The 24,655-nt window shown below is 42.6% G+C and carries 21 protein-coding genes and 1 tRNA gene; 11 read left to right on the top strand and 11 right to left on the bottom strand.

Going from position 1 to position 24,655, the window contains the following annotated elements; genetic code table 11:
- Positions 1 to 132 precede the first annotated feature (132 nt).
- From H6G26_RS21940 to H6G26_RS21925, 4 genes are all read left to right on the top strand, one after another.
- Complete coding sequence (locus H6G26_RS21940) at positions 133 to 402, top strand: YlxR family protein (protein ID WP_190731269.1); 270 nt, start codon at positions 133 to 135, stop codon at positions 400 to 402.
- A 482-nt stretch (positions 403 to 884) separates the two neighbouring features.
- Entirely contained in the window at positions 885 to 4,055 is a 3,171-nt protein-coding gene (gene infB / locus H6G26_RS21935; protein ID WP_190731268.1) for a translation initiation factor IF-2, read from the top strand.
- A 106-nt stretch (positions 4,056 to 4,161) separates the two neighbouring features.
- Positions 4,162 to 4,782 (top strand): low-complexity tail membrane protein, encoded by a 621-nt coding sequence (locus tag H6G26_RS21930; protein ID WP_190731267.1) that lies wholly within the window; start codon positions 4,162 to 4,164, stop codon positions 4,780 to 4,782.
- Positions 4,783 to 4,942: 160 nt separating this feature from the next.
- The gene (locus H6G26_RS21925; protein ID WP_190731266.1) at positions 4,943 to 5,140 is read left to right on the top strand and encodes a hypothetical protein; all 198 of its coding nucleotides are present in this window, start codon (positions 4,943 to 4,945) and stop codon (positions 5,138 to 5,140) included.
- Here the strand turns inward: H6G26_RS21925 and H6G26_RS21920 are convergent.
- Positions 5,137 to 5,673: an alpha/beta hydrolase gene (locus tag H6G26_RS21920; RefSeq protein ID WP_190731265.1), complete on the bottom strand. Its 537-nt coding sequence runs from the start codon at positions 5,671 to 5,673 to the stop codon at positions 5,137 to 5,139. The genes H6G26_RS21925 and H6G26_RS21920 overlap by 4 nt on opposite strands.
- Before the next feature lie 469 nt (positions 5,674 to 6,142).
- Here H6G26_RS21920 and H6G26_RS21915 point away from each other — a divergent pair, with 469 nt between their 5' ends.
- The gene (locus H6G26_RS21915; protein ID WP_190731264.1) at positions 6,143 to 7,837 is read left to right on the top strand and encodes a DUF1565 domain-containing protein; all 1,695 of its coding nucleotides are present in this window, start codon (positions 6,143 to 6,145) and stop codon (positions 7,835 to 7,837) included.
- Between the two features lie 328 nt (positions 7,838 to 8,165).
- On the opposite strand, the gene H6G26_RS21910 is transcribed toward H6G26_RS21915, so the two are convergent.
- Positions 8,166 to 8,459 (bottom strand): DUF3493 domain-containing protein, encoded by a 294-nt coding sequence (locus H6G26_RS21910; protein ID WP_190731263.1) that lies wholly within the window; start codon positions 8,457 to 8,459, stop codon positions 8,166 to 8,168.
- 33 nt (positions 8,460 to 8,492) lie between these two features.
- Between H6G26_RS21910 and H6G26_RS21905 the strand changes: the two genes are divergently transcribed.
- A tRNA-Thr gene (locus tag H6G26_RS21905) sits at positions 8,493 to 8,564 on the top strand.
- Positions 8,565 to 8,902: 338 nt separating this feature from the next.
- Positions 8,903 to 9,091, top strand: a complete 189-nt coding sequence (locus tag H6G26_RS42090) for a hypothetical protein (RefSeq protein WP_206757553.1) — start codon at positions 8,903 to 8,905, stop codon at positions 9,089 to 9,091.
- Between the two features lie 508 nt (positions 9,092 to 9,599).
- Here H6G26_RS42090 and H6G26_RS21895 read toward each other — a convergent pair.
- The 4 genes from H6G26_RS21895 to H6G26_RS21880 all read right to left on the bottom strand — a co-directional run bounded on the left by H6G26_RS21895 (position 9,600) and on the right by H6G26_RS21880 (position 14,615).
- Positions 9,600 to 10,691 (bottom strand): M42 family metallopeptidase, encoded by a 1,092-nt coding sequence (locus H6G26_RS21895; RefSeq protein ID WP_190731299.1) that lies wholly within the window; start codon positions 10,689 to 10,691, stop codon positions 9,600 to 9,602.
- A gap of 37 nt (positions 10,692 to 10,728) precedes the next feature.
- The gene (locus H6G26_RS21890; RefSeq protein WP_190731262.1) at positions 10,729 to 11,748 is read right to left on the bottom strand and encodes an SGNH/GDSL hydrolase family protein; all 1,020 of its coding nucleotides are present in this window, start codon (positions 11,746 to 11,748) and stop codon (positions 10,729 to 10,731) included.
- 339 nt (positions 11,749 to 12,087) lie between these two features.
- A complete protein-coding gene (locus H6G26_RS21885) occupies positions 12,088 to 13,479 on the bottom strand; it encodes an S-layer homology domain-containing protein (protein ID WP_190731261.1) in 1,392 nt (463 codons plus the stop codon).
- 836 nt (positions 13,480 to 14,315) lie between these two features.
- Positions 14,316 to 14,615 carry a hypothetical protein gene (locus tag H6G26_RS21880; protein ID WP_190731260.1) on the bottom strand — a complete coding sequence of 100 codons (300 nt, stop codon included), beginning with the start codon at positions 14,613 to 14,615 and terminating at the stop codon, positions 14,316 to 14,318.
- A 573-nt stretch (positions 14,616 to 15,188) separates the two neighbouring features.
- On the opposite strand from H6G26_RS21880, the gene H6G26_RS21875 reads away from it, so the two are divergent.
- On the top strand, positions 15,189 to 16,394 hold the full coding sequence (locus H6G26_RS21875; RefSeq protein ID WP_190731259.1) for a histidine kinase: 1,206 nt from the start codon (positions 15,189 to 15,191) through the stop codon (positions 16,392 to 16,394).
- Positions 16,395 to 16,432: 38 nt separating this feature from the next.
- On the opposite strand, the gene H6G26_RS21870 is transcribed toward H6G26_RS21875, so the two are convergent.
- Both H6G26_RS21870 and H6G26_RS21865 read right to left on the bottom strand, forming a co-directional pair.
- Positions 16,433 to 17,458 carry a PleD family two-component system response regulator gene (locus H6G26_RS21870; RefSeq protein WP_190731258.1) on the bottom strand — a complete coding sequence of 342 codons (1,026 nt, stop codon included), beginning with the start codon at positions 17,456 to 17,458 and terminating at the stop codon, positions 16,433 to 16,435.
- Positions 17,446 to 17,646 carry a hypothetical protein gene (locus H6G26_RS21865; protein WP_190731257.1) on the bottom strand — a complete coding sequence of 67 codons (201 nt, stop codon included), beginning with the start codon at positions 17,644 to 17,646 and terminating at the stop codon, positions 17,446 to 17,448. Before H6G26_RS21865 ends, H6G26_RS21870 begins: the two co-directional genes overlap by 13 nt.
- A 608-nt stretch (positions 17,647 to 18,254) precedes the next feature.
- On the opposite strand from H6G26_RS21865, the gene H6G26_RS21860 reads away from it, so the two are divergent.
- Positions 18,255 to 18,515, top strand: a complete 261-nt coding sequence (locus tag H6G26_RS21860) for a chlororespiratory reduction protein 7 (protein WP_190731256.1) — start codon at positions 18,255 to 18,257, stop codon at positions 18,513 to 18,515.
- A gap of 326 nt (positions 18,516 to 18,841) precedes the next feature.
- Here H6G26_RS21860 and H6G26_RS21855 read toward each other — a convergent pair whose 3' ends face one another.
- Positions 18,842 to 19,411 carry a DUF2854 domain-containing protein gene (locus tag H6G26_RS21855; protein ID WP_190731255.1) on the bottom strand — a complete coding sequence of 190 codons (570 nt, stop codon included), beginning with the start codon at positions 19,409 to 19,411 and terminating at the stop codon, positions 18,842 to 18,844.
- A 287-nt stretch (positions 19,412 to 19,698) separates the two neighbouring features.
- Here H6G26_RS21855 and H6G26_RS21850 point away from each other — a divergent pair, with 287 nt between their 5' ends.
- Positions 19,699 to 19,872, top strand: a complete 174-nt coding sequence (locus tag H6G26_RS21850; RefSeq protein WP_190731254.1) for a hypothetical protein — start codon at positions 19,699 to 19,701, stop codon at positions 19,870 to 19,872.
- Between the two features lie 151 nt (positions 19,873 to 20,023).
- Here the strand turns inward: H6G26_RS21850 and H6G26_RS21845 are convergent, their stop codons facing one another.
- Entirely contained in the window at positions 20,024 to 20,428 is a 405-nt protein-coding gene (locus H6G26_RS21845; RefSeq protein ID WP_190731253.1) for a response regulator transcription factor, read from the bottom strand.
- Positions 20,429 to 20,620: 192 nt separating this feature from the next.
- Positions 20,621 to 22,801, bottom strand: coding sequence for a polyphosphate kinase 1 (gene ppk1 / locus H6G26_RS21840; protein ID WP_190731252.1), 2,181 nt, complete (start codon positions 22,799 to 22,801; stop codon positions 20,621 to 20,623).
- A gap of 169 nt (positions 22,802 to 22,970) precedes the next feature.
- On the opposite strand from ppk1, the gene H6G26_RS21835 reads away from it, so the two are divergent.
- Positions 22,971 to 24,386, top strand: a complete 1,416-nt coding sequence (locus tag H6G26_RS21835) for an ATP-binding protein (RefSeq protein ID WP_190731251.1) — start codon at positions 22,971 to 22,973, stop codon at positions 24,384 to 24,386.
- Positions 24,387 to 24,655: the final 269 nt, after the last annotated feature.

The raw sequence follows: 24,655 nt of genomic DNA, 5'->3' as shown, positions 1-24,655 counted from the left end.
AGTTTTGATAATGTTGATTGTAGTCCGAGTCTCAAAGATTATTTTCTGAAAGATGCCTTGGTAGAAGTAAAAAATAGTAATAAAAGACTTATTTTTACACCCAGAATGCTGGACTAAGATCACAGAGAACCGATGAAACCAAATTATCGGCGCTGCGTTAGTTGCCGGAAAGTAGGCTCAAAAGATGAGTTTTGGCGGATTGTCCGCGTCTTTCCATCGGGAAAGGTACAATTAGATCAGGGCATGGGGCGTTCTGCCTATATTTGTCCACAAACGAGTTGCCTACAAGCAGCTCAAAAAAAAAATCGACTAGGGCGATCGCTACATGCATCAGTGCCAGAAACACTGTACCAAAGCTTGTCGCAACGTCTAGCCCGCACCAATACCCAAAACCAAATTTAGTTGGAACAACTTCGTGACGTCATTACTAGAGGAATTGTGCGAAAGCCGAAGTCGCGCTTTCATGACACCCTCTGTTGATGGTTAAGGTTAGTGCCAAAATAGTAAATGGGTGTAAAAGGCATTCGGCTCTCCAATAATTAAGAGGGGCGAGGCAAGATTCCCAGAACAAGATGTAATCGATTGTGTTGTGGAAGGCTCAGAATCACCAAAACAAGAAACTACAAAATGGCAACCTGGTAGCGCTTAGGCGCAGTTCGGCGTCAGGGGTTCCTATAAAAATCTTTTATTTAAAAAATTTTTATGGGTGTCCCTCAACCATCATTCCTGGTGGGGATGCCATTATTAAACCGAAACATCTCTCTTTCCTGATTGGAGGCACCGGCAAAAACTGAACGGCAGTCTAAAAACAGTAATCCAAGGATGGAGATGTCGCACTCCCAGGCAACCATCCGCTAAAACTGTAAATTAAAGGGGAAGAGTGGATGAACAACGGCAAAGTTAGAATCTATGAATTATCAAAGGAATTGAATTTGGATAACAAAGAGCTACTAGCAATTTGCGACCAGCTCAGCATCTCGGTCAAAAGCCATAGCAGCACGATTTCAGAATCCGAGGCAGAAAACATCCGCACGGCTGCGGAAAAACTCGAAGCGACGAATGTCTCCGCCAAAAAGGAACTACGTACAACCAGCCATAAACCAAACTCACCGCCAAACGGCGGATCTGCCCGACCTGCTGCACCCCACAAACAGCAAATTTTGGAAATACGCAAACCCAAAATATTGAGAAATACTACCCCCAACGCCCCAGAGGCGTCAGTTGCTACCAATACCCAAGCTGCCTTGTCTGAAGCTAATCCTCCCTCTCCACCACGGCCTTTCGCTACGCCAGTCTCACCCATGAAGCCGGCAGCACCAACCCGACCTGTGCCCCGGACTCAATCTGAGACTCAAGAGCAACCTCCTGTTCCTCCTGTTACGGACTTAGAACAAACGCCAAATCCAAATCAGGCGTCGGAAAAAACAGCATCCCAAAAACCAGAAAAAATAGTTCCACCCAGACCGAAAGCGGAAAAACCGATCAAACCGCAATTAGCTGCCCCACCGCCAAGACCTGCGGCAGAAGAAGCCCCGGTGGCAGATGAGCAAGTATCTCAGGCAGACAAACCGATCCTCAAGCGTGACCAACGGCAACGATCCGTCGAAGGCGATCGCGAACAAATTAAGCCCAGAGTTGCTAAACTGCCAACTGACCAGTCTCCGCAATCTGCGCCACAAAGACAGGCTCGACCTACCCCTGCACCCACCAGACCAGAGCAGAGGGGCAATAGACCATCTGCACCATCACAGCTAGGAGAAGGGCAAAGACCCAGACCAGCCCGCCCTGGTGAAGGTGTAGCGGCCGCAATGCCGATCGCTACTCCACCCAGACAGATGTCAGGAATAGCGGGCAAATCCCAAGGATTGGGTGATGAGCCAGTCGTCACACCTGATCTCCTCGATTTGAAACGCCCAAGTCCCCCTCGCCCCACCAAAGGCGGCAAGAAGTGGGTAGAAGAGGAAATAATTGACGAAGTTAAAGAGAAGGCTAAAGCTGGCGTCAAAGGTAAGCGGATCAAGCCGATACTGGATGATGAGTTTGAAGAAGATTTACTGGATGATGACGATAGCGACTCACCAGCCACCGTCCAAGTCAGCCTTTCCATTGCCCGTCCTCCCAAGCCAAAAGCTACTCGACCTGTGCAGATGCCAGGGGCAACCCTTGCTAGCGCCCCAACTGCTAGAGGAAGTAGAAAACCTGGTTCTAAATCTGGTTCTAGCCGTGACCATCACAATAACCGTCGCCACCAACAAGAAGCCGATACAAAGCGTGACCGTCCCGAAAAGGTCACGATCACTGGGCCCTTGACTGTGCAAGAACTGTCTGACGTTTTAGCGGTTCCCGATACAGAGATTGTTAAAATCCTGTTCCTCAAAGGCATGGCGGTGAGTATCACCCAAAATCTGGATATTCCCACAATTACCCTGGTAGGAAAAGAACTAGAAATAGAAGTTGAAACCGTCGAGCGAGAAGCAGAAGCTCGGAAAATTACAGAAATGGTCGGCGCAGAAGACCTAGAATATCTCCACCGCCGTCCGCCAGTCGTGACAATTATGGGTCACGTAGACCACGGTAAAACAACCCTGCTCGACTCAATTCGCAAAACAAAAGTGGCCGCTGGAGAAGCTGGTGGTATCACTCAACACATCGGTGCATACCATGTGGATGTGGAACATGAGGGCAAACCACAGCAGATAGTCTTCCTAGATACTCCTGGTCACGAAGCCTTTACAGCGATGCGGGCTAGAGGAGCGCGGGTAACAGACATTGCCGTGTTGGTAGTGGCTGCTGATGATGGTGTCCGTCCTCAAACCATTGAAGCCGTTAGCCACGCCCAAGCAGCCGGAGTGCCAATTGTTGTTGCAATCAACAAAATTGACAAAGAAGGGGCACAACCAGAACGGGTTAAACAAGAACTCACCCAGTATGGTCTGACCGCAGAAGATTGGGGTGGTGAGACAATCATGGTTCCCGTGAGCGCCATCAGAGGTGAAAACCTGGATACGCTCTTAGAGATGATTCTCTTAGTAGCAGAGGTTGCAGAACTATCTGCCAACCCAGATCGTACCGCCAAAGGAACTGTAATTGAAGCACATCTGGATAAAGCCAAGGGAGCAGTTGCTACCCTGCTAATTCAGAATGGCACCCTGCATGTGGGAGATATTTTGGTAGCCGGGTCGGCTTTCGGTAAAGTGCGGGCGATGGTAGATGACAGAGGCAAGAGAGTAGACATTGCTTCTCCTTCCTTTGCTGTCGAGGTACTAGGTTTAAGTGATGTACCAGCAGCAGGCGACGAGTTCGAGGTCTTCGAGAACGAAAAAGAAGCCAGAGCACTCGCTAGCGATCGCGCCGATAGACAACGCCTATCCCGCCTGTTACAAGGTCGTGTTACCCTTACAACCCTGTCGGCTCAAGCACAAGAAGGCGAGTTGAAAGAACTCAACTTGATCTTGAAGGGAGACGTGCAAGGTTCTGTAGAAGCCATTGTGGGAGCGCTCAAGCAAATCCCCCAAAACGAAGTCCAAATTCGGATGCTCTTGGCTACTGCTGGGGAAATCACCGAAACAGATATCGACTTAGCAGCTGCCAGTAACGCTGTAATTATTGGCTTCAACACCACCTTTGCCAGTGGTGCTAGACAAGCCGCCGATGAAGCGGGTGTAGATGTCCGAGAATATAACGTGATCTACAAACTCCTAGAAGATATCCAAGATGCCTTGGAAGGTCTTTTGGAACCAGAGTTGGTCGAAGAACCCTTGGGTCAAACCGAAGTCCGTGCCGTCTTCCCAGTCGGTCGCGGTGCGGTTGCCGGTTGCTACGTTCAATCTGGCAAGCTAGTTCGCAACTGCAAAGTCAGGGTGCGACGCGGCGGTAAGGTGATCTATGAAGGCGTCCTTGATTCCCTAAAACGGATGAAAGAAGATGCTCGTGAAGTCAACGCTGGTTATGAATGCGGTGTCGGCATGGATAAATTCAATGATTGGGTTGAAGGTGACATCATCGAATCCTATCAGATGGTTACGAAGCGCCGCACTCTCACCTTAACGAGATAGTGTTAAGGGTAAAATGGTTAGAAGTTAGGAGTAATAAATTAGGAGTTAGGAGTTAAAAACTGCTAATTTGTAACTCCTAATAACTCTTAACTTATAACTTTTTATTATGCATTCATTTCGTTCTGAACCTATTTTGTGGATTCACGTCGCTGGATTGGCGACGTTGCCTATTTTTTTACTGCTCTGCTTATTGTTTTTATCTGTAGGCGAGCCGTTTTTGCCAGTCTGGATGGAGCTATGTTTAGTTGCCGCCATTGGTATTTTTCCTCTACTATGGATGCAATTGCGTCGTCCTTTTTATATATTTGCTCTTTTAGGAATAGCCCTAAAGCCAGAAAATCTGACTGAACGGCAGCGAAAAATTCTCTGTTTAACTAATACAAAGTTAAATCGTATCCTGGCATTAGTGGCAGCAGTATTATCACTTTGGGTACTGTGGCATCTCTACCAAATTGCCCCATTAGTAGCAAATTCAGCTAAATTTCTTCCACAATGGCGCAGCGTTGCACTATTATTTGCGGGGTTAGCCTTTTTGGGCAGCAATCTATTTTTACAAGTACCTGTGAGTGTAATGCGAGTTTTAGTGACTAATGACACAGAATTCGCTGGCATAGAGCCATTATCTTTAGAAAAGATTAAGCAAGATTTCACAATTTTAGGTGTGCGAGTTAATCAAATCGTGCCCCGGTTATTGGAATCTTTGTTTCGGATTAATACAGATTCGTAGCAGCCCGTAAAGTATATTATTTCACCTTAAAGGGCTAGAGAGGAGAGTAGGGGGAGATGAGGGAGATGAGGGAAAAGGATTAATAACCAATGCCCAATGCCCCATACCCCATGCCCCGTGCCCAATTACCCTTGAAGTTAAAACAAAGGAATGAGAAACTATGGCTCAAATTCCAGCTTCTAGCGATCACCAATTTTCTGCTGATACTGAAATTTGGTATAGTCTCAAATGTGCGATATCCACTAGTTCCGGTTTTCAACGCTGGCAACTAGAACGCGATGCTCAATTACACGGAATTCGCTTGGAACAGCAGGTACAACGGTATTTAAGAGAAACTTTAGAAACTTTAGCTTACTAAAAATTAAGTAAATCTTGTAAGCTTGTTTGCAAGCGACGGAGTTGACGGTATGCACTCTCCAAGCGTTTGCCATCAACTTCCACTTCGTTAGTGGGATAATTTTCAATAATTTCAATTACTGACACCTGCCCGTCTTGACTCGCAGAAAGTACCAAAGCGGCTCGCAAAGCCTGTCGGTCTGCTCTCCGAGACGGCGTATAAATAACTTGACTAATTTGATCCAAAATAATATTGCCAATAGAGCTATTTAGTACTCTATCTAATAATAGAAGGTTTACCTTTACTGGCTCCGTTAAATACTGACGAATAGCTTTGGGGTCTTGTCGGGCCAAAGCAAAATTAACTCGTAGTGAACGTGAAAGTTCACCTGTTTCGGCAAAGGTGGATAGCTCCTCTACAGAAAGCGATTCACGGAAAATACCATAGTTTAGCACTACTCGTTCCGCAGCAAAGGCAGGAGTGGATAAAAGTAGAAGACAAGTACTACTTAATAAAACTAAGGCGCGACGCAGCCACAAAAATTTAAAACGCATTTCTCCCGATTTCCAATAGCTTTGCTTTTACTGTGATGATATTTCAGTAATATTATTTACAGCATCTAGCTTTAGGTAATACAAAAAAATAAATTATTCAATAGTCGTAGTAAAGGCAGGATGAGCGCTTAAACAAGGCAGCGAGAGACTTGTCGATAGCCATCTCCTCATGCAGAAAGTCCTTAGTACAGCTTGAGTTTGGTGAAAACCCAGATACCATCTTAATTAACAAGACTTAGTGCAAAATCCCCTTGTTGAAGCTAGGCAAACTTCGGCTACAGTGTACTAGTGGAATTTCCTGAATAAAAAAATATAACTAATGTATAAGTTCTGTGATCTATCTAAGGAATTTAGCTGGATCATTGCTAATCATCCAGTATAGTTTTGCATGGGTTTTACAGCAGCTACAAGACTGCTTGCTACCTTCAACCTTGTTCGGCCATAATTCATCACATCACAGACGGAAAAAATGAAATACCGGGGTTTTCACATTTCTCTAGCGAAAAATTTTCGCCTTCTTTCTAGCAGTCATCTCAGTTATACTTTACGCCTGGGAGCCGGACTAACGGCTTTGTTAGTCGTTTCTAGTGGGTCAATATTACTACCTGGTGAGGTTAATGCTGGTGCTAGTCATCCAGAAGGTATCGCCCCAACTCTCACAGCGCAAGTTCCAACAACAGCCGCAACGATTTACGTTAATCCACAAACTGGTGTAGATAGTGCAGGTGCTGGTACAACGTCAACTGCACCCTACAAGAGCATCAGTTTCGCTCTTAGTCAAGCCCAACCAGGTGCGGTTATTCAGTTAGCACCTGGGAACTATAACCAAGAAAGTGGCGAAACTTTCCCGTTGTTGCTGAAACCAGGGGTGACACTGCGGGGTGATGAAGCTACTAAAGGTCAGGGGATATTAATTACAGGTGGAGGTTTTTACACTAGTCGAACCTTTGCCAGGCAAGACATTACCATGCTTGCCGACCGAGATACCACGATCGCAGGTGTCACCGTCACTAATCCAAATAGCCGGGGTACGGGGGTGTGGGTGGAGTCAACTAATCCGATTATCAAAAACAGTACTTTTACTAACAGTGTCAGAGAGGGTGTTTTTGTCACGGGTACAGGCAATCCCACAGTTGAAGGTAATCTCTTTGTGCAAAACAAAGGCAACGGGATTTCAATTGCTAGAACTGCCCAAGGAGAAATCAGGAATAACTTATTTCAGGATACTGGTTTTGGTTTAGCGATTGGTGGTACTTCCACACCTCTAATTGTGGAGAATCAAATCATCCAAAACCAAGACGGTCTTTATATCTCCGAATCAGCAAAGCCCGTATTGCGTAAGAATGTCATTCAGAACAATAAGCGGGATGGAATAATAGCAACTGTCAATGCTCTACCCGATCTTGGCACTAATGAAAATCCTGGTGGAAATCTTATTCGCAATAACACTCGTTATGATGTGAACAACGCCACAAAAACCAGTCAAATTCTCGCTGTTGGCAACGATATTGATCAGAAAAAGATTTTCGGCTCAGTAAATTTCGTTGCTGCAACTGTTGACGTACCTCCTGGAGGGCCTGTCGCCTTTAAGGATGTGCCAGCAAATTATTGGGCAAAAGCTTACATCGAAGCTTTAGCTTCTCAAAATATTATTGCTGGTTTTCCTGATGGCAGCTTTAAACCCAATGATCCTGTAACCCGCGCTCAATTCGCCACTATTGTCACTAAAGCCCTAACACCAGCAACTAAACGTGCAGCCATTAAATTTAAGGATGTACCAAGCAATTTCTGGGCTAACGCTGCAATTCAATCTGCTTACCAGAGTGAATTTGTTTCTGGTTATCCCGATGGCACTTTTAAACCACAACAGGAAATTCCCAGAGTGCAGGCGTTAGTCGCTTTAGCTAATGGTTTGGGCTTAACAGCGAGTAATCAGAATGCCCTTTCCTTTTACACCGATGCTGCCCAGATTCCTAAATATGCGATCGCTCCTGTTGCTGCGGCAACTGCACGGCAATTAGTGATCAACTATCCCGTAGCAAAGCAACTCAATCCTAATCGTGAAGCGACTAGAGCCGAAGTTGCTGCCTTTGTTTACCAAGCACTTGTCAATGCTGGACGTGCCCAACCAATTCCTTCATCCTATTTGGTAACAGTTCAGTAAATGCCTAGTTAGCAAATTGAAAGCGCCAAACTAATAAAATTAGTCTGGCGCTTCCAATATAGTGATTTTTTAATTCTAGGGGTCTTTAAATATAGCTGGCCCCATTTGAATGTGATTGGGTTTATAGTCACAGGGTCTTTATATTGGCTGACCCCGTTTCAACGATTTATATTTTCTTAGAAGTTTTTGCTTTTTCGGATTTCCTAATAATTTTTTTATTTTTTCTCTTTTTATATTTTAATCTTCATAAAAGCCTTAATAAATTTGCAGAATATAAATATATATCAAAAGAAAACAGTCAAAAATTAACTAGCTAAAATTTCTTCCTTCAAGAATTAGGATTTTTACCCGATTGGACGCGTTGTTGCCGACGCTGTTCCCAGCGCCAGAGAAAGACCATTAAAGCAACAATTCCTACTTGGAGAGCCAAACTAGGTAAAGCAGTCTCAACATTGCGTCCGGCAAGCACTTGGAAGAAAAAGACGAATGCGCCAATTGAGCCAGAAGCACCGAAAGCGATGTAGATAAATTGGCGTAAGCCCCGATAAGGAGCGGCTATTTCTGCTTTGAGGCTGGCGTATTGTTCAGGGTTAAGGCGATTTTTGCGATTTTGATCTACCATGATTAAATCATGTTATACTCTTAGATTGTGTACGCCGATGTGGCTCAGTGGTAGAGCAGCTGATTCGTAATCAGCAGGCCGTGGGTTCAAATCCCATCATCGGCTTTGATGAAAGTATTACTCAACACTAAAGTTTGACATAAATCAAGTGTACAGTGACTAATTATTCCTCGTCGGTGACAGATTAACAAGTGGTGGGGGTTTAAGTCCCCTGCTTCTATCAAGCAGCGCGTTTATGATGCCTAAGCTAAATCCCCGTCACAAAACGTAATTGCAAATTGCGAATTGCGAATTGTTTTAACATCCCTACTCCCATTTTCAAGCTAGGTGGATTATTGCAGCAATGGAGTTGTGCCATTACCGTTAGTTGATGCATTCGCAATTGCAGCTTGAGTAGGTTGAGTAGTAAGAACCGCTACAACTGGAGTAATTTTTGAAGTAGATTGTTTATTTCGTTTGCGATTAGAGCCGCCAGCCTTGGAATTCAGTATCCGCAGCATAGAGGCATTATTCTAGCGGCACAAAATAGTTGGAATTTGTCTGACCTCATTCAAGCATTGGATCGCTTGCTATCAGAAACTCAAGCAGAAGACTGGCCTGGGCAAATACGTTGGTTGAATCAATGGCGATGAGAATAGCGTATCAATTGAAAAACAGAACTTTGCGATCGCCTAAATCATAATTGCGTTGGCGTAGCCCGCCGTAGGTATCGCCAAATCGATAAATGCGACTGCCGAAATCACAATTGCGAAGCCAAATCTATAAATGCGTTGGCGTAGACCGCCGTGGATAAGAGTTGGTATGGAGTACCTTTCTGGATTCCAGTTATCCGATTTCCAAATGGTAACTATGCGTTTTCTGTAAATGAAAGCTAATTTAAATTTCTTCAAATACCCTAGATAAACAACTTTTGAGCAGTTACTATTTCCTCAAACGGAAAGCGGCCGCAATCGCAACGCTCCTGCTCCCATAAGGCAGGGATTTTAAACCTAGCCCCACACTTAAGACATTTGGAAAGTAAACGCAAATTGTGGCGATGTCTACGACGGGCTACGCCTACGCGCATTTTCGACAACCAGAAAAATTCACGCAATTTTGGGTTGATATGCGATCGCTCCTTCAAATCAAAGTCTCTAAATATCACTCAAACTCAGTTTCGCAGAAAGCTTTTAATAAATCGATACAATTAGCGATCGCTCCTAAATGAGCAATTTCATATCCATGTGTATTTTGTGTGGGAAACGCCAAACACGCAGCACGCCCAACATGTCCAAATTTCATGGCAATTGAAGCATCACTACCAAACCCACTTAGAGTTGTTAACTGCACTGGCATATTGAGTTGCTTGGCACTATGGCGCAGTTGTCCATTTAATCCCTCATCATATATCCCATAAGCATCTTGAGATAAAAGTACAGGGCTTTCCCCGTCTTTAACAGGATATTCCTCAGATAATGGACAAATTTCTAAAGCAATTAAAGCATCCAAAGGCTGATTTTGGGTAAAAAATAGCGCCCCAATTGCTCCTACTTCTTCTTTTGCTGAAGCTACTAAATAAACATCGACTACTGGCTGCTTCAAGTTTTCAGCCAAAGCGAGCAAAATTGCCACAGAGGCTTTGTTATCCAAAGTGTAACCAGCAATATGATCCTTTAACCGAATTGGACGCTTGCGATGCTTACCGATCACCATTCTAGTTCCAGGTCGAATGCCAGCTGCTTCCAATTCAGCAGACGTGAGCTTCGTTTCAACCCAGGCATTTTCCCACTTAACAGTAGTGTCTTCTTGCTGCACTTTCTGGGGCGATTCGTGAGAAACATGGCGGGAACCAAAGCTGAGAATACCGCTAATGGTTTCGTTATCTCCCAGTAAATCGACAACGCCTTCGCCATAAACCCACGGGAAAGAACCGCCAAGTTTGCTGACTTTGACACGACCTTCATCACCGATACTCTTGACAATTGCGCCAATTTCGTCTTTATGTGCGGTGATAGCGTAGACGCGTTGGCGAAGCCTCTCGTAGAGAAGCGGCTTGTCGTTAGACATCGCTCGGTCTGGACTTTTGCCGGGAATCTTGGCAATAATATTATCGGCGCGATCGCACCATACTTCCACACCCAGCGCCGCAAATCGTTGCATCAACAACTGGTTAATTTCACCTTCTGCACCACTAGGAGAATGGTGCATGATTAATTCTTCAATAATTTGAAATAAGCGATCGTAATCCCACATCAATACAGTTAGTTTAATTTTCAACTGTTATATGAGACTATTGTGCATCAACAACCCGACCGACTAATACAAGTGCTGACCTTTTTTGTTGACGCTTCAGCACTCCTACCGCACCAAAAGCACCAAGAGCTAAAATCCCCAAGTTTATCGCAGGTTCAGGAACAGACTTAGCCTCAATTGCAGCCAGTGCAGTATCTGCTACTAACTTATGAGCAGCAGTCGTTGGATGAAAATCGTCCCAGAAGAGAAACTTGTTGTTAGCTGGATCACATATATCTTGCCTATCTAGACAAGACTCAGTTACATTCGTAAAACCTAATGCACTTGTCTGATTCAATAAGGAATAAGTATCAACAGAGATGATGTTGAGATTTGGGTTTTGACTCAAAGCGCTCACAGTTTCTCCTAAACCCAAGTTAAAATCACTAGTTGATTTGCTTAAGGTTGTAGGATTGCGATTACCATTTTTAGCTGCTGGTATCTGTCCCAAATCTGGCAAGTTAAACACAAGAATATTTTTCGCGCCGACTCCTACCAGAGTATTCAACGCCAAGGATATATTATTGATTGGCGTAGTAGAGTCTTCGGGGTTTAGAAAAAAGAAATCATTCGCACCTCCCCACAATGTATAAAGTGCATTTGGATCAGCAGTTTGATTATTTGTTTGCAGAGTTTCGGCAAAACCGAGGACTTGTTTAAGTACCCCCGGTAATCCTCTATTGTCAAGAACAGCATTATCTAAACCAGAACTAGAACCACCGAAGGCAAAGTTTATCCCTTGGGTAGCAATTGGTGTGGAAGGAATAGTAGTGAATAAAGTAGGCTTTAACCCAAGCTGATCTCCGAGATAATCTACCCAAAGCGGCCCATTGGAAAAACGTCCTTCAAAGTAAGGTGGGCTTGAAGGATATTTTTTATCGGTAGCATTGTATATATTGCCTGTATCAGAAAGACTATCGCCAAATACATAAAGCTGATCAAAACTCGCAGCCGAGGCTTTGGTCGGCAACATGAAAGAGAATAGAACAAATCCTGCCGCTACAGCTTGTTTTGTCATATTTGTTTTACCTGTGGTATTTATAATTTGTTTAAAAGTAAAGAGCGATAGTCTGACAGGTTGTCTTTTGACTTACTTCAAAACTAAGTACGCTTATTAAGTTAATTTATGTTTTTACCTAACTATGCCTCAAAACTTCATCAAGCACAGCTTAAAAGGGTGTAAATACTTAGATTTACATTTTTTTAATAAAAAAAGTATATTACAAATAGATAGCAAACTTTCTATGCTAAAGGGTAGATATTGTCCACTTTTGTGATTGCTATGAACTCACTGCGATCAAATCAAGGCTGCATAAGCGTAAATCGTTGTAGCCATCACTTTAGCTTTAACTTCACTTTAACTTCGCTTTAATTTCAAAGCTTCACTAGCCGATACACCCTCACCCTGACTGCCAAAATACGACAAAGCTGTAGCAGCCTCAGCACGAGTTACTGGTTTTTTGGGTTGAAACAGAGTTGTATAACCAAATACCCGCCGAATATTTGATTGTTCAGCATTCTGGTAATCAGCCAACACTGCTCTTAAAGCCTTGGGGTCAATTCGCGCCGCATCTTGGAAACCCCAGGTCTGTTTGACCGCATCTAAGTTAGCAGAGGGTAAAACTTGGCGAGTATCTAGAGGTAATTTCCACAGCAGCAACTGTTCCCGCGTTAGGGGTGCATCAGGACGAAACAAAACTACTGTAGAATCTCCAGACAAAGGACTGGGAATTAACCCAGCCTCGGCTAATCCCTGAATTGCTGGAAAATCAGGGTCTTTTGCCGACACATCACTAAAAGCTGGTTGAGTAGTTTCTGATGCCAAGCGAATTTGTTTAGCTGGATTGCTGGCATACATGGCATTGTTAGCAGCAATTAGCCAACGAGCATATTCCCGATGTGTAACGATTTTACCGGGTTCAAACTGGTTAGTTGTGGTAGTATTGCTCTTGGTTGCCTCTGGTTCTATAGACAAAACACCTAATGCAGCCAAGTCTTGGATATGTTGCCGCCATTCTTGGGGTGCCTTATTCAGATCATTGAATTCCTGAGATTCGGCTGTGGCTGTAGAAGTTGTTTGGTTATTAGCTGTATTTGGTGGCTGTGCTGCCAGGTTTGCGGGTGGTATCGGCCCAATGAACTGTGGATTACCTGGTTGAGGAACGGCGTTAGTTATTTCGTTAGGATTTGTAGTTGGGGTAGATTGTGCCGTTGCAGTACTATTCAGTACGTAGTCAATTAATAATTCGGTTGCTGTTTGGGGTTGATTTGGTGTAGGGTTAGTAACTGATTTAGGCTGAATGGAAACCTTCAACAGCAAATCGTTACGACGTGCCTCAAACACACCTCCCGCATCATCTGTTGGCTGTTGCAAAATCTGCCAATTATTTGTTTTAAACTGGCTACTATAAAAATTAGCAATAAAGTTACTGGGGTCAGAACTTAGCCAACGAGTTGAGATTCTGTTTTCTGAGCCGCTAGCAGGTGTCACTTCCTGTAGTTTGGCATTGGAATATAGTGGGATCTCGTTGGGAAAATCAGGTGGTAACTGAACTGTTGATTCGTTTTGCTGTGCTTGCGGTTGATTACTCTGAGATTCTCCAAAGACAACTGGATTGCTTTGCAGCTTAGGATCTGCCGCTAAAGATTCTTCAAGGTTTTTGGTGATTGGACTGTTAGCACAGGCTGTTAACGAAGTCAGTAGAACAGGCCAAATTAGAAATACAGCTGGACGTTTACAGGGAAGCACAGGAAATCACAAATTGAGTTTCAATTTCTACCCTAGCGCACACTGTTCATTAAATGAGCATGGGGCATTAAGCATTAGGAATGGAATATTGGATAAAAACCCATTTACTCTGCTCCTCTGCCTCTCTAGCTTATTAATAATACCAATTCAAATAATGTTTGCGACACATCAATTATTTGTAAGGGCACAACATTGTTGTGCCCTTACCCATCTGTCGCATTCTTTTTTCAAATTGGTATAAGCTGTTACGCATTTAACTTGAACATTTACATGAAGGCTGATGACCTATGACTGTTGACTGATAACCGTCAACAGTTAACGACCGTAAAGAGTGTTTATACAATTTAGGCGCGCATCAGCTTATCACTAAAAGACACTACCGACTCACAACGCCCTCTTGGTAAATGTCTTTGTTGGTAAAAATGATAATATCTCTAAAAATGAGTAAACGGTAGCAAAAGCTACCGTATTGTCTTCGTTTTACAGCCATTAGGTTTTGATAATTCCCATGCTTATTTATAGAGTTCCCTAAAATTCTGGCAAACTAACATTTTTGGGAAAAAAACATAAATAAACGTGAAATACCTGCTAGATAAGAGTTTTATGATTTGGATGCTCAAACCAAGTACTTGACGAATCCAAAAATGATCGCTGAAGGGAGGCCACCAAATAAGAGTGTAGGTACTAAAAGCTTTATCTTTTTCCAGATGCATTAGGTTGGTGCCATGCCTACGGCGGGCAAAGGCTACGCCAACCAACTGAAGTGATAGACTAGAACTAAAGCCCCCCTTAGCCTCACTCAAAGAGGGGAATAGATAAAGTTCGCTAACGCTAGCTTAAAATCGATTCTGGAAATTATTCATCTGACGATGGTAAGCTGAGTAAGGCAATAGGTAGAAAATGCCAATATTAGGCAATTTCAGGAACTTAGCGTAAGTTTGTGGTTCTTGGGGGTCGGGGTCATAGGCAAAGCAGTCAAGTATCGCAACAGTTTTCCTAGTATCTCTAAATTGATTTTCTGGGGAAAGTGCTACTTGCGCTGTAGTCAAGAGTTTCTTGGCAGCCTCGAAAACAGTGAGTGCTGACTCTAAAAATGCGTAGTTTACCGCCGTAGGCATCGCCTCTAGGTTATCCAAAGTTTTCTCCTTGGCAATCCATCTCCTGTTCTTCTGGGATAGGGTAAGGATTATTTTAGGAAGGCTGGATAGAGGGTGTGCTTCGCAAGTTATAGAGGCAGTACTATAGTTAGCTGTAACTGTTTTCCCAATTTTAGTAATGATTGGGTAGAGGCAAAAAAGACACTTCATCGGATGCACTGGCGGTTGAGAAAGCCCTCTACAAACTTGGTCTGAACAGTTAACAGCTTCCTGATAGATTAGATACAATTAGCATCTGCGTTTGCTTGGGTAATCGCTTGTTCAAAGCAAGTACTCGAATTGACATAGTTTTAAACCTTTCACCTGCTAGCTCTGACGAAAATTTTTGATTCAGGGCAAATTAAGACTTATATTCAAGGGACTTGGGCGTTTCTTGGAGATGAAGTTAACCAAAACGCGGCAAAAGGCTGAAAAAGATATGTCTATGTCAAAAACGCAGAACTGATAGGAGTATTAAGAATCTAGAATAGATATTAAATTGAAGAAAAACAACGACCATTGACAACCGTCAGTCTATTTTACTTTCTGTAAAGCGTCGCCGGGTTGTTACCAGTGCTGAAACACGATTACATGCAAGTTTCCCAGGATCAGCCTATTTATTCTGAGGCTCCACTCCAGCTGTTACTGTTTGTCGATGGACGCCCAAAGTCCCGGCAACAAGTACAGCGAATCCGTGCTTACTTAAAAGAATTGCAGGCTGAGTATAGTTTTGAACTTCAAACTATCGATGTTGGACAACAACCTTACTTAGCAGAACACTTTAAATTGATAGCAACGCCAGCTTTAATCAAAATCCATCCGGAACCACGACAGGTTCTAGCTGGGAGTAATATAATAGCGCAATTGAAAAATTGGTGGCCTCGCTGGCAAACTGCTGTAGACGCTTACTTAAAAGTGCAGGAAGACTTACAAGAACGTATAGACGACAATACTAGGGTGATGTTACCCAAATCCACTATCCGTTCAGTTGCTGTTTCTGCGGAATTAATCCGACTCTCAGACGAAATTTTTCGTTTGAAGCAGGAAAAAGATAACCTCCAAGAGCAGCTACAGTTTAAAGACCGGGTGATTTCTATGCTGGCGCACGATCTTCGCAATCCGCTAACTGCTGCTGCGATCGCCATCGAAACTCTCCAGTCTAACTACAATTCAGATACAGGACAATTCCAGCGCCTTAAGCCATCGATGACGGCGCATTTATTAAAACAAGCCCGCAATCAAACTAAGGTTATTAACCGGATGATTGCTGACCTTTTAGAGGTAGGTCGTGGCAAAGATACAGAGTTTCCGATTTTACCACAAAAAGTACAACTAGGTAAACTTTTCTTAGATGTACTAGAAGAATTGTGCGATCGCTACACCGCCAAATCTCAAAAGGTAGAAATAGATATTCCTAGTGATTTGCCCTATGTATATGCTGACCCAGAACGCATCCGTCAAGTGCTAGTGAATCTGTTGGATAATGCCATCAAATATACCCCAGAAGGTGGCAGGATTAGTGTTGCCGGATTGCACCGTACTACCCAAAAAGTTCAGTTTAGTATTGGCGATACTGGGCCTGGTATTCCTGTAGAGAATCGCGATCGCATCTTTGAAAACCACTTCCGCCTGCAACGGGATGAAGGTACAGTAGGCTACGGGATTGGCCTTTGTTTATGCCAACGGATTATCCTGGCACATTATGGTCAAATTTGGGTAGACTCTGCCCCCAATAATGGAGCATGGTTTCACTTCACACTACCAGTTTATCCTTTTTAAGGATTAGTCATTCATTAATGAATAATGACTAATGACAATTAAAAACTTGAAACAAAGCGATCGCGCCCCCCAGCCTTAGCTTGGTAAAGTGCTTTATCTGCCTGGACAATCAAATCTGAAGGTGAGGATTCCCAAGTGGGCACAACAGTAGCCACGCCCATACTTAAGGTGATATGCTGACTCACCGCAGACCCATCATGAACAATTCGCAAATCTTTTATTCCCTCTTGTATCGCTGCGGCAACGTGAACTGCGCCAGATGCAGGCGTGTATGGCATAATCACAGCAAATTCTTCTCCACCATAACGCGCTACTAAATCCTGATGTTTTTGTGCCTTGAGGCTTAATACAGCTCCCACTTTTTGTAAACAAACATCTCCGGCAGGATGACCATATTTATCGTTATAAAACTTAAAATAATCGATATCACACAAAATCATTGACAAAGGAGATTCCTCTTGTGCCAGATTAATCCACTGAGCATTGAGGTAATCGTCAAAACGGCGACGATTAGCCAACTCAGTTAAGCCATCTACATTGGCAAGGTGCTGCAAAGCTTGGTTTGCCGCCTCTAATTGTTTGTATACTTGCACTTGCTGTAGTAGTCGGCGTAACCTTTGGCGCAATACAGGCCAGTGAATTGGTTTAGTGACATAATCAGTCGCCCCTGCGTCAAAAGCACGGTCTACGGATTCTTCATCATCCAAGCACGTGATCATCAATATAGGAGTGCGCTCCCATATCTTAGAGATCACAGTATTATTAAGTGCCGAGTCAGTATCAAAGGTTGCAACAGCTGATCTTAGATTATTCCTGGCAATCTGGAGCAAGTGCCTACAGCAGGTAAAACCATCCATCACAGGCATTACAGCATCTAGCAAAACTATATCCGGTTTGATAGCCTCGTAAGCATCTAAACATTGCTTACCATCATTGACCTCGACCACTCGGTAACCTTCTTGTTCCATAGCTTTACGCAACAACACGCGGATGGTTTTGTCATCATCAGCCACTAGAATCAGTGGTGGTTGTTTAGATACAGAAAATGAGCTTATGCCTGACATGAGTTGCCTTCCACTTGCGGGACTATCCTGAAAAAGGCTGTGCAACTCAATCGCATGGGAGCGGTCGCTGTTTTCATCAATGCCAGGATTTGTGGCAAAGGTGTGTCTAGCTTCACAATCAACTGTTTTTTGGCAATAGACTGCTCAATGTTAGTGAGCCAAGCAAGCGGTAGATAACTAAGTTGCATAGACAATCTATAATTGGAACACGAAGGCAATTGTTACCTTTTTGTTCGGCTGTGGTTATGGGAGGAAATGTTACTTTTATATTTCCCCATTGCTAAAGTCAAATTGAAATTTTTTTGAGAATTGCAAATGCACATCTTAATTATTTTAGTTTTGTAGTTAGTTTAGAAACCTAAAGATACAGGTTAAAATGATCGCCAAGGTATGCTTCAAAGAGATTTAAGGCAAAATACAAGTATCCTGGACTTAAATTTATTTAGTTATTTGGTAACTGCTGCGGAGGTTGAGTATAATTACATAAAATTGATATTAAACTTGGTGCAAAGCTTTATTTCTCAACAAGTTCAGGTTAAGAAATCAAGTAAAACTTTTATTACATTTCATTCAGTATAGTTTAGTTAAATTAAAAAATAGATTATTTTTTTTGAAAAACTATAGATTTGTTATTAAGTTTAAATGAAGATATACTAGAACAAAATTAATACTTTCAACAATTAAATTTTAAATTTCTTGCCAGACAGCACATCAAAGGAAAGTTTTATTAGCTACGTTAAAATCAGAAGTTCTTACAAAAAAATTAAACCCTATTTACATCCACTAAATCTTTAAAATGCCAGACTCATTAATGTATCAGCAAGATCATTTTGTTGTTCTAGAAACAAATCAATCAGAGCAATTCCTAACACAATCAGAGTTATTAGAAAAGCTCAAAATAACTCTCCAACAACTCATAATTCAAGATTTACCACCTGACTTGCAAAAGTTTGATACTGCGGAAGCTCAAGCACAATACTTACTTGACACAAGTTGCAAATTAGATATTGCTCCAGGGCAATATTTGCAGTGGTATGCAGTTCGTTTAGAAAAGTGACTTGTTTCATAAGTGGTTAAAAGGAAAATAAGTTAAGGAAGAAGCAGGGGGGAAATCTTATACTTAAAAGCTTTATCATTAATCAAAATCTTTTAAACTTCCGTTTTATTGCTATCCGGTCTGAGAATAAATTCCGAGGCTAATAGCTTCTATTGCTTTTAAAAAGTGAAAATTTCATTCCTCCCTTAGTCTTATAGAAGCTATTAGTTCAGAAGTTAACTTATGGGTGAGATGTTGGTTAACATTACACTTTAACTGTTACAGGAATGTGGATAACGACAGCCATCAACGCATGGAGTTTAGACAATCATAATTTCTCTTCTTGACTATTGACTACTGACTAATGACTGTTGTGGAGCATGGATCAGCGCTAACTCAATTGTATTTTCAGATGGCTGCGTTATTTCAACCTCCAATCCAGGGCCAAAATAGTTGGTCATTTTTTCCTGCTTTTTTTGCCACACATCAATTGGCACTAGGGGTGAATCAAATTCTAAAATTAGGGCATATTTGCCATTGATTTCTGTTTCTCGTAAGCCTGTTACTGTTGGCCGTTCCTGGTCTGAGGGACTCAAACCCAGAAAAGAAAGTGTTGTATCTAGATGAGCATCTTGGCCGTAACGATATCGGGTGATGTCTTTGCGAATTTTATTTTGAGTATCAGTTGCTTGCTGTTCCCGCAATATCAAGGCTGACGGTGACGTAATTTGGCTAAAGGGTACTGGCTTGAGTTCATTAGCTTTCAGGGCCAACCCTCCCAACAATAGAGGAATCCCGTAAAAAAATCCGACAAGATTGAGTGTGGCATTATTATCAGCATAGGCGACGAAGCCTATGATGGTTAATATGCCACCAATAGTTAAACCGAGTGTTCCCAAAGAGATTTTGCGTAGCATGAGCTTAAATTAATATAAATTCTGAATACCTCAGTTTTATTATCATCGGCTATGAATAACAATTTAGGGAAGAACATCGTCTCTAGTCAGTAGTATTCAACCAACTCAAAATTTCCATGAACAAGAGGTTCTATCTTCCTTGCCCAGAACTTCGGTAGATGCAGGAACGCGGAAAGTTCCTCAGTCACAAGCTTAGTATAGTAGACTACTAAGGCGTAGAGTGCGCCAGAATGTTGGATTTTGAGTTAACTTTAAATTTAAAGGTAGTTAAAAATAGGAAAAAGGTAATGGATATACAGACTATAAAAGAACGAATTCTCGCAGTTCAAAGCAAACGCGAGTACCTGTTAGGCTTACTTGAGCAACCAAATTTGGGAACTTTGAGAGTTGACGTAAATCAGGCTTTGGAAGAGCTAGACGAATTAATTGATGAATTTCGACGCACCATTCCGATAGAGTAGAAATTATCAAAAATTGCGTCGGTTTAACCATTAACCTCAAGTTATACCGACGCTCCTCAGTACTATCATGTTCTCAAATCCTCAAACTGAACTAAGCGTGAGTTTGCAAAGGAATATAGCTGTATAATTGCTGTATAATTTATCCGGCAAGTTAAACATCGCCTGCACGGTGACCTAACTGCCTAACTAAGGCAATAAGTTCGCTTGTAGGTACATCTTTCTTACAAACGTTATCAAAGCTAGACATTGCCTTTGTTCCCTGAAGATTTACGTCTTCCACTGAGGAGTAAGCAAGGATCTGCGTGTTTGGAGATATAGCTTTAATGTGACTAGACGCACTCCAGCCATCCATAACTGGCATTTGTAAATCTAGAACAATTACGTCAGGATGGCAACGTTTAACCATTTCTATAGCTTCTTCACCATTACTGGCTAAACCTACTACTTGAATATTTTCCTGGCAAGAAAAAACTAATTGTAAAGTTAAACGAGTCAGTTCATGGTCATCAACTACTAGAACACGCAAGGTAGAAAGCTCACAGGATAACATTAGCATTGAGGGGAAAGACGAAATTATTTCAGAACAACCTCTCTAGTCTATGGGAACGAATGCCAGCACTGACTCTATCCTGTGGTTGAATAACTTGTGCGAACCCATGACAAACAACTTAGAAAACTTCTCAATAAAGTTAAGTTTTCTAAAAAAAACTAAGTTGAGCTAGCTATTAAGGTATTGCTAACTTATTTTTTAATCAATCAGGTTTGAAACTACCCCACTTGAGCGTAATGCCATATTCATAAGAATTTTTTGTGAATTAGCTTCTGGAGAATCCTCATAAGGACGGCGTTGAATATAAGTGCCATCGGTTTGTAATTCCCAAGCTTGGCGATTATCGGCGAGCATAATTCCCATAATTTCTTGCAAATCTTTAGCAATATCAGGGTCTTTAATTGGGGTAATTACTTCCACTCGGCGATCTAAATTGCGCCGCATCCAGTCGGCACTACCGATATAGATTTCCTCTTGTGTATTGTTATGAAAATAATAAATCCGAGAGTGTTCTAAAAAGCGACCGACAATGCTGATTATGCGAATGTTTTCACTAATGTCTTTGAGTCCTGGGCGCAAACAGCAAACGCCTCTGATAATTAAGTCAATTTGCACTCCGGCGCGGGAAGCTTCATATAAAGTGGCGATAATTTGCGGATCGACTAGAGAATTCATTTTGGCAACAATGCGCCCAGAAAATCCATTCTGAACGTTTTCGATTTCGCGGTGAATTAGTGCCAAAAAGCGATCGCGCATATTTACAGGTGCAACCAGTAATTCTCGATAAGATTTTTGCAGGGAGTAACCTGTCAAGAAATTAAATAAATCTGTGATGTCAGCACCTAATTCTTCACGACAACTAAATAATCCTAAGTCTGTATACAGCCGTGCCGTTTTCTGGTTATAGTTACCTGTGCCAATATGCACGTAGCGACGCATCCGATCTTTTTCCCGGCGTACCACCAGGATGGTTTTACTGTGGGTTTTCAGTCCTACTAGACCATAGACAACATGAACTCCAACTCTTTCTAGTCGTCTTGCCCAGTAAATATTATTCTCTTCATCAAATCGCGCCTTCAATTCCACCAGTACGGATACCTGCTTGCCATTTTCGGCAGCTGCAATTAAAGCGTTGACAATGGGCGAGTCACCAGAAGTCCGGTAAAGGGTCATCTTGATGGCTAACACATTCGGATCGTAGGCAGCATGGGTAATAAAGCGCACCACTGTAGCCGAAAAGGATTGATAAGGATGGTGTACTAGCAAATCCTTTTCTTGAATTACAGCAAAAAAGTCTTTTCCTTCGTCTGTCTCTGGCGCATCTGGGTTTAAACTTGGTTCCCTCAGCCTTTGCAGGCGTAATGGTACAACAGATTGGCGTGGTGGATCTTTAAGTTCTGGCAATGGCAAGGCCATAAAAGACATCAAATCCCGCAGTCCCAAAAGACCATCTACTTCGTAAAGATCGCTTTCTGTTAATTCCAAATCGTGCAATAATCGCGATCGCACTATTTCAGGAGTCTGGGATTGAATCTCTAAGCGGACTGGACTCCCACCTAGCCGTCGTTTTCGCAGTTCCTGTTCGATTGCTAACAATAAGTCATCTGCCTCATCTTCTTCTAAGACTAAATCGGCATCACGGGTAATGCGGAACGGATGGTATTCTTGAATGTTCATGCCTGGAAATAGAGATTCCAAGTTATGAGCGATCGCTTGTTCTAAAGGTACTCCAGTCCAGTGGGCAGGTTTTTCGTTATTTTGATCTCCCAATTCCGGCGGAATCGGTAAAAATCGTGGGAGAACACTGGGGACTTTAACTCTGGCAAAGAATTCTTCTTCAGTGTCTGGATTTTTGACCACAACAGCCAGATTTAGACTGAGATTAGAAATAAAAGGAAAGGGATGACTAGGATCAACAGCCAAAGGAGTCAAAACTGGAAATACTTGTTCCTCAAAATAGCTATTTAGATGAGTTCGCTGTTTTTGATTCAAATCTATGTAATCCAGAATATGGATACCATGATTTGCTAATAGGGGACGAAGTATTTGCTCAAAATGTTGATGCTCTTTTATTACATGAGGAATCAGGGTAGACCGAATATCGTCTAGCTGTTGTTGTGGTGTCCGACCATCGGGAGTTAACAGGCTGATTTTTGCATCTACTTGTTGCTTTAAAGCAGCAACCCGCACCATGAAAAACTCATCCAAATTAGAGTTGAAGATTCCCAAAAACTTGAGGCGTTCCAGAAGAGGTGTGCGATCGTCACAGGCTTCATGTAACACCCTGCTATTAAATTCCAGCCAGCTTAACTCTCGGTTAAGATAATATTGTGGATCGCTGAGATTGATAGGGTTAGAGCTTTTTTTAGATTTTGCCATAATGACCTAAAGGCAGGCAGATATAGCCCATTTCACTGGAGAATATAAACATAGTAAGTTAAATAGTGCATAGGGTGAAGCGCCTTATAATAACCATACTGAAAGTCTATGTAGAGAAAATAATTGGTGATACCATCTCTGTTTTCATCTTCCCTAACTCACTGACTTAATGTTTCAAGCTACTCGTCGCCGTCTTGCCGTCTGGTACACTGCCATCACCGCTGTATTACTATTATTATTCGCCAGTGGAGTATATTTATATGTCCGCAGTACATTAATCGAGCGGATTGACGATACCCTCAATCATGTGGTGGAAATTGTCGAGCGATCGCTTGTAGTTGAGCCGATCAATGGTGATGTTGGCAAATTCCGCGTTAATGTAGAATCCAGTTTTCGCAATAATGCTGACAATGTAGAAGATGACCATATTGACCTAGAATGGTTTAGCCCGACGGGTGAATTACTCTGGTCAACTCTGTTTGAACCCCTAAATATTCCCATTCATGCCAATCTTACTGGTGAAACTGTACGCGTAGTCAAGGCAGAGAAGGGGGCTTGGAGCGACTCAGCACTATTATTACGGCAAGTTACCCAACGAGTGCAAGTGGGACGGCAGGTATTAGGATATCTGCGTGTTAGTCATCCCTGGTTTGAAGTTACTAAACCTAGTCGCCAGCTAATTTTTGATTTGGCACTAGGTATTGGGGTAATGGTGCTTTCTGTAGGCGCAAGTGGCTGGTTTCTTTCGGGTAAAGCGATGGAACCCGTACGTGAATCTTATCAACGCCTCAAACAATTTACTGCTGATGCTTCCCATGAACTTAGAAGTCCGATTACTTTGATTCAAACAAATGTGCAAGTTGCCCTTGCTGACTTGGATTTAGCAGAGACACAAGCAGCTACTTCTTTGCAGTATCGGCAACAATTAAAGATAGTGGAACGGTTAACGCAGCGTTTGGGGAAATTAGTCAATGACTTACTGTTCTTAGCACGACAGGATAGTGGTATTAGCAAAGATATCTTTTCACCTTGTCCGATGGACGCTTTGTTGATGGAGGTGGTTGAAGAACAACAATTATTATTTCCTGAAAAAAAAATTGCCCTTTCTCTAGACTTAGTTGATCCGCCTGCTTCTGAAACTAACCCAGAATTACTGGAAAATTGGTTTACCCTTGTAGGCAATTGGGATCAACTGGTGCGGCTGTTCACAAATTTAATTGCTAATGCTTTGCATTACACACCAGCAGGTGGACGCGTGAAAGTTGAATTGGCGCGGATAGAGGGAATAAATCGCGTTTCTGGACTACGTTATACCACCGCTCAGTTGCAAGTTAAAGTGAGTGATACTGGTGTTGGAATTCCAGCAGAAGCACTACCACGCTTGTTTGATCGCTTTTATCGCGTAGATCCGGCACGGACTCATACAACTGGGAATACAGCTACAGCCAGCGCTGCTGGTTCAGGATTGGGATTAGCGATCGCCCAAGCTATTGTCGAACATCATCAGGGTCATATTCAAGTTGAAAGCATTCAAGGCATTGGGACTACCTTCACTGTCAATTTTCCAATAACTCTTGAGTCTTAGTTCGTAAATTCAATAATTGTTTCCTGTGACAGATGCACAGAACTAAAGTATCAAATTTTGGCGAAGTATTGCTTACTTAAGGAACTTATAATTGAAGGAGGCAGAAGGCAGAAGGTCTTATTCACAAGGGGATTCAGACCCCTCCTGAATAAAAGCCACCAAATTTTTAATTTGGTGGGGGTCTTAAACCCAAGTTCCCTCCGGTCACGGGCAGGAGTTAGGGGTCAGTTTTCCTCCTGCCTCCTGCCCCCTAACTCCTGCCTTCGTTG

The organism is Nostoc sp. FACHB-888 (assembly GCF_014696655.1).
Classification (GTDB): domain Bacteria; phylum Cyanobacteriota; class Cyanobacteriia; order Cyanobacteriales; family Nostocaceae; genus Nostoc.
The sequence above is the reverse complement of the archived record's forward strand: the minus strand, read 5'-3'. Positions and strand labels throughout refer to the sequence as shown.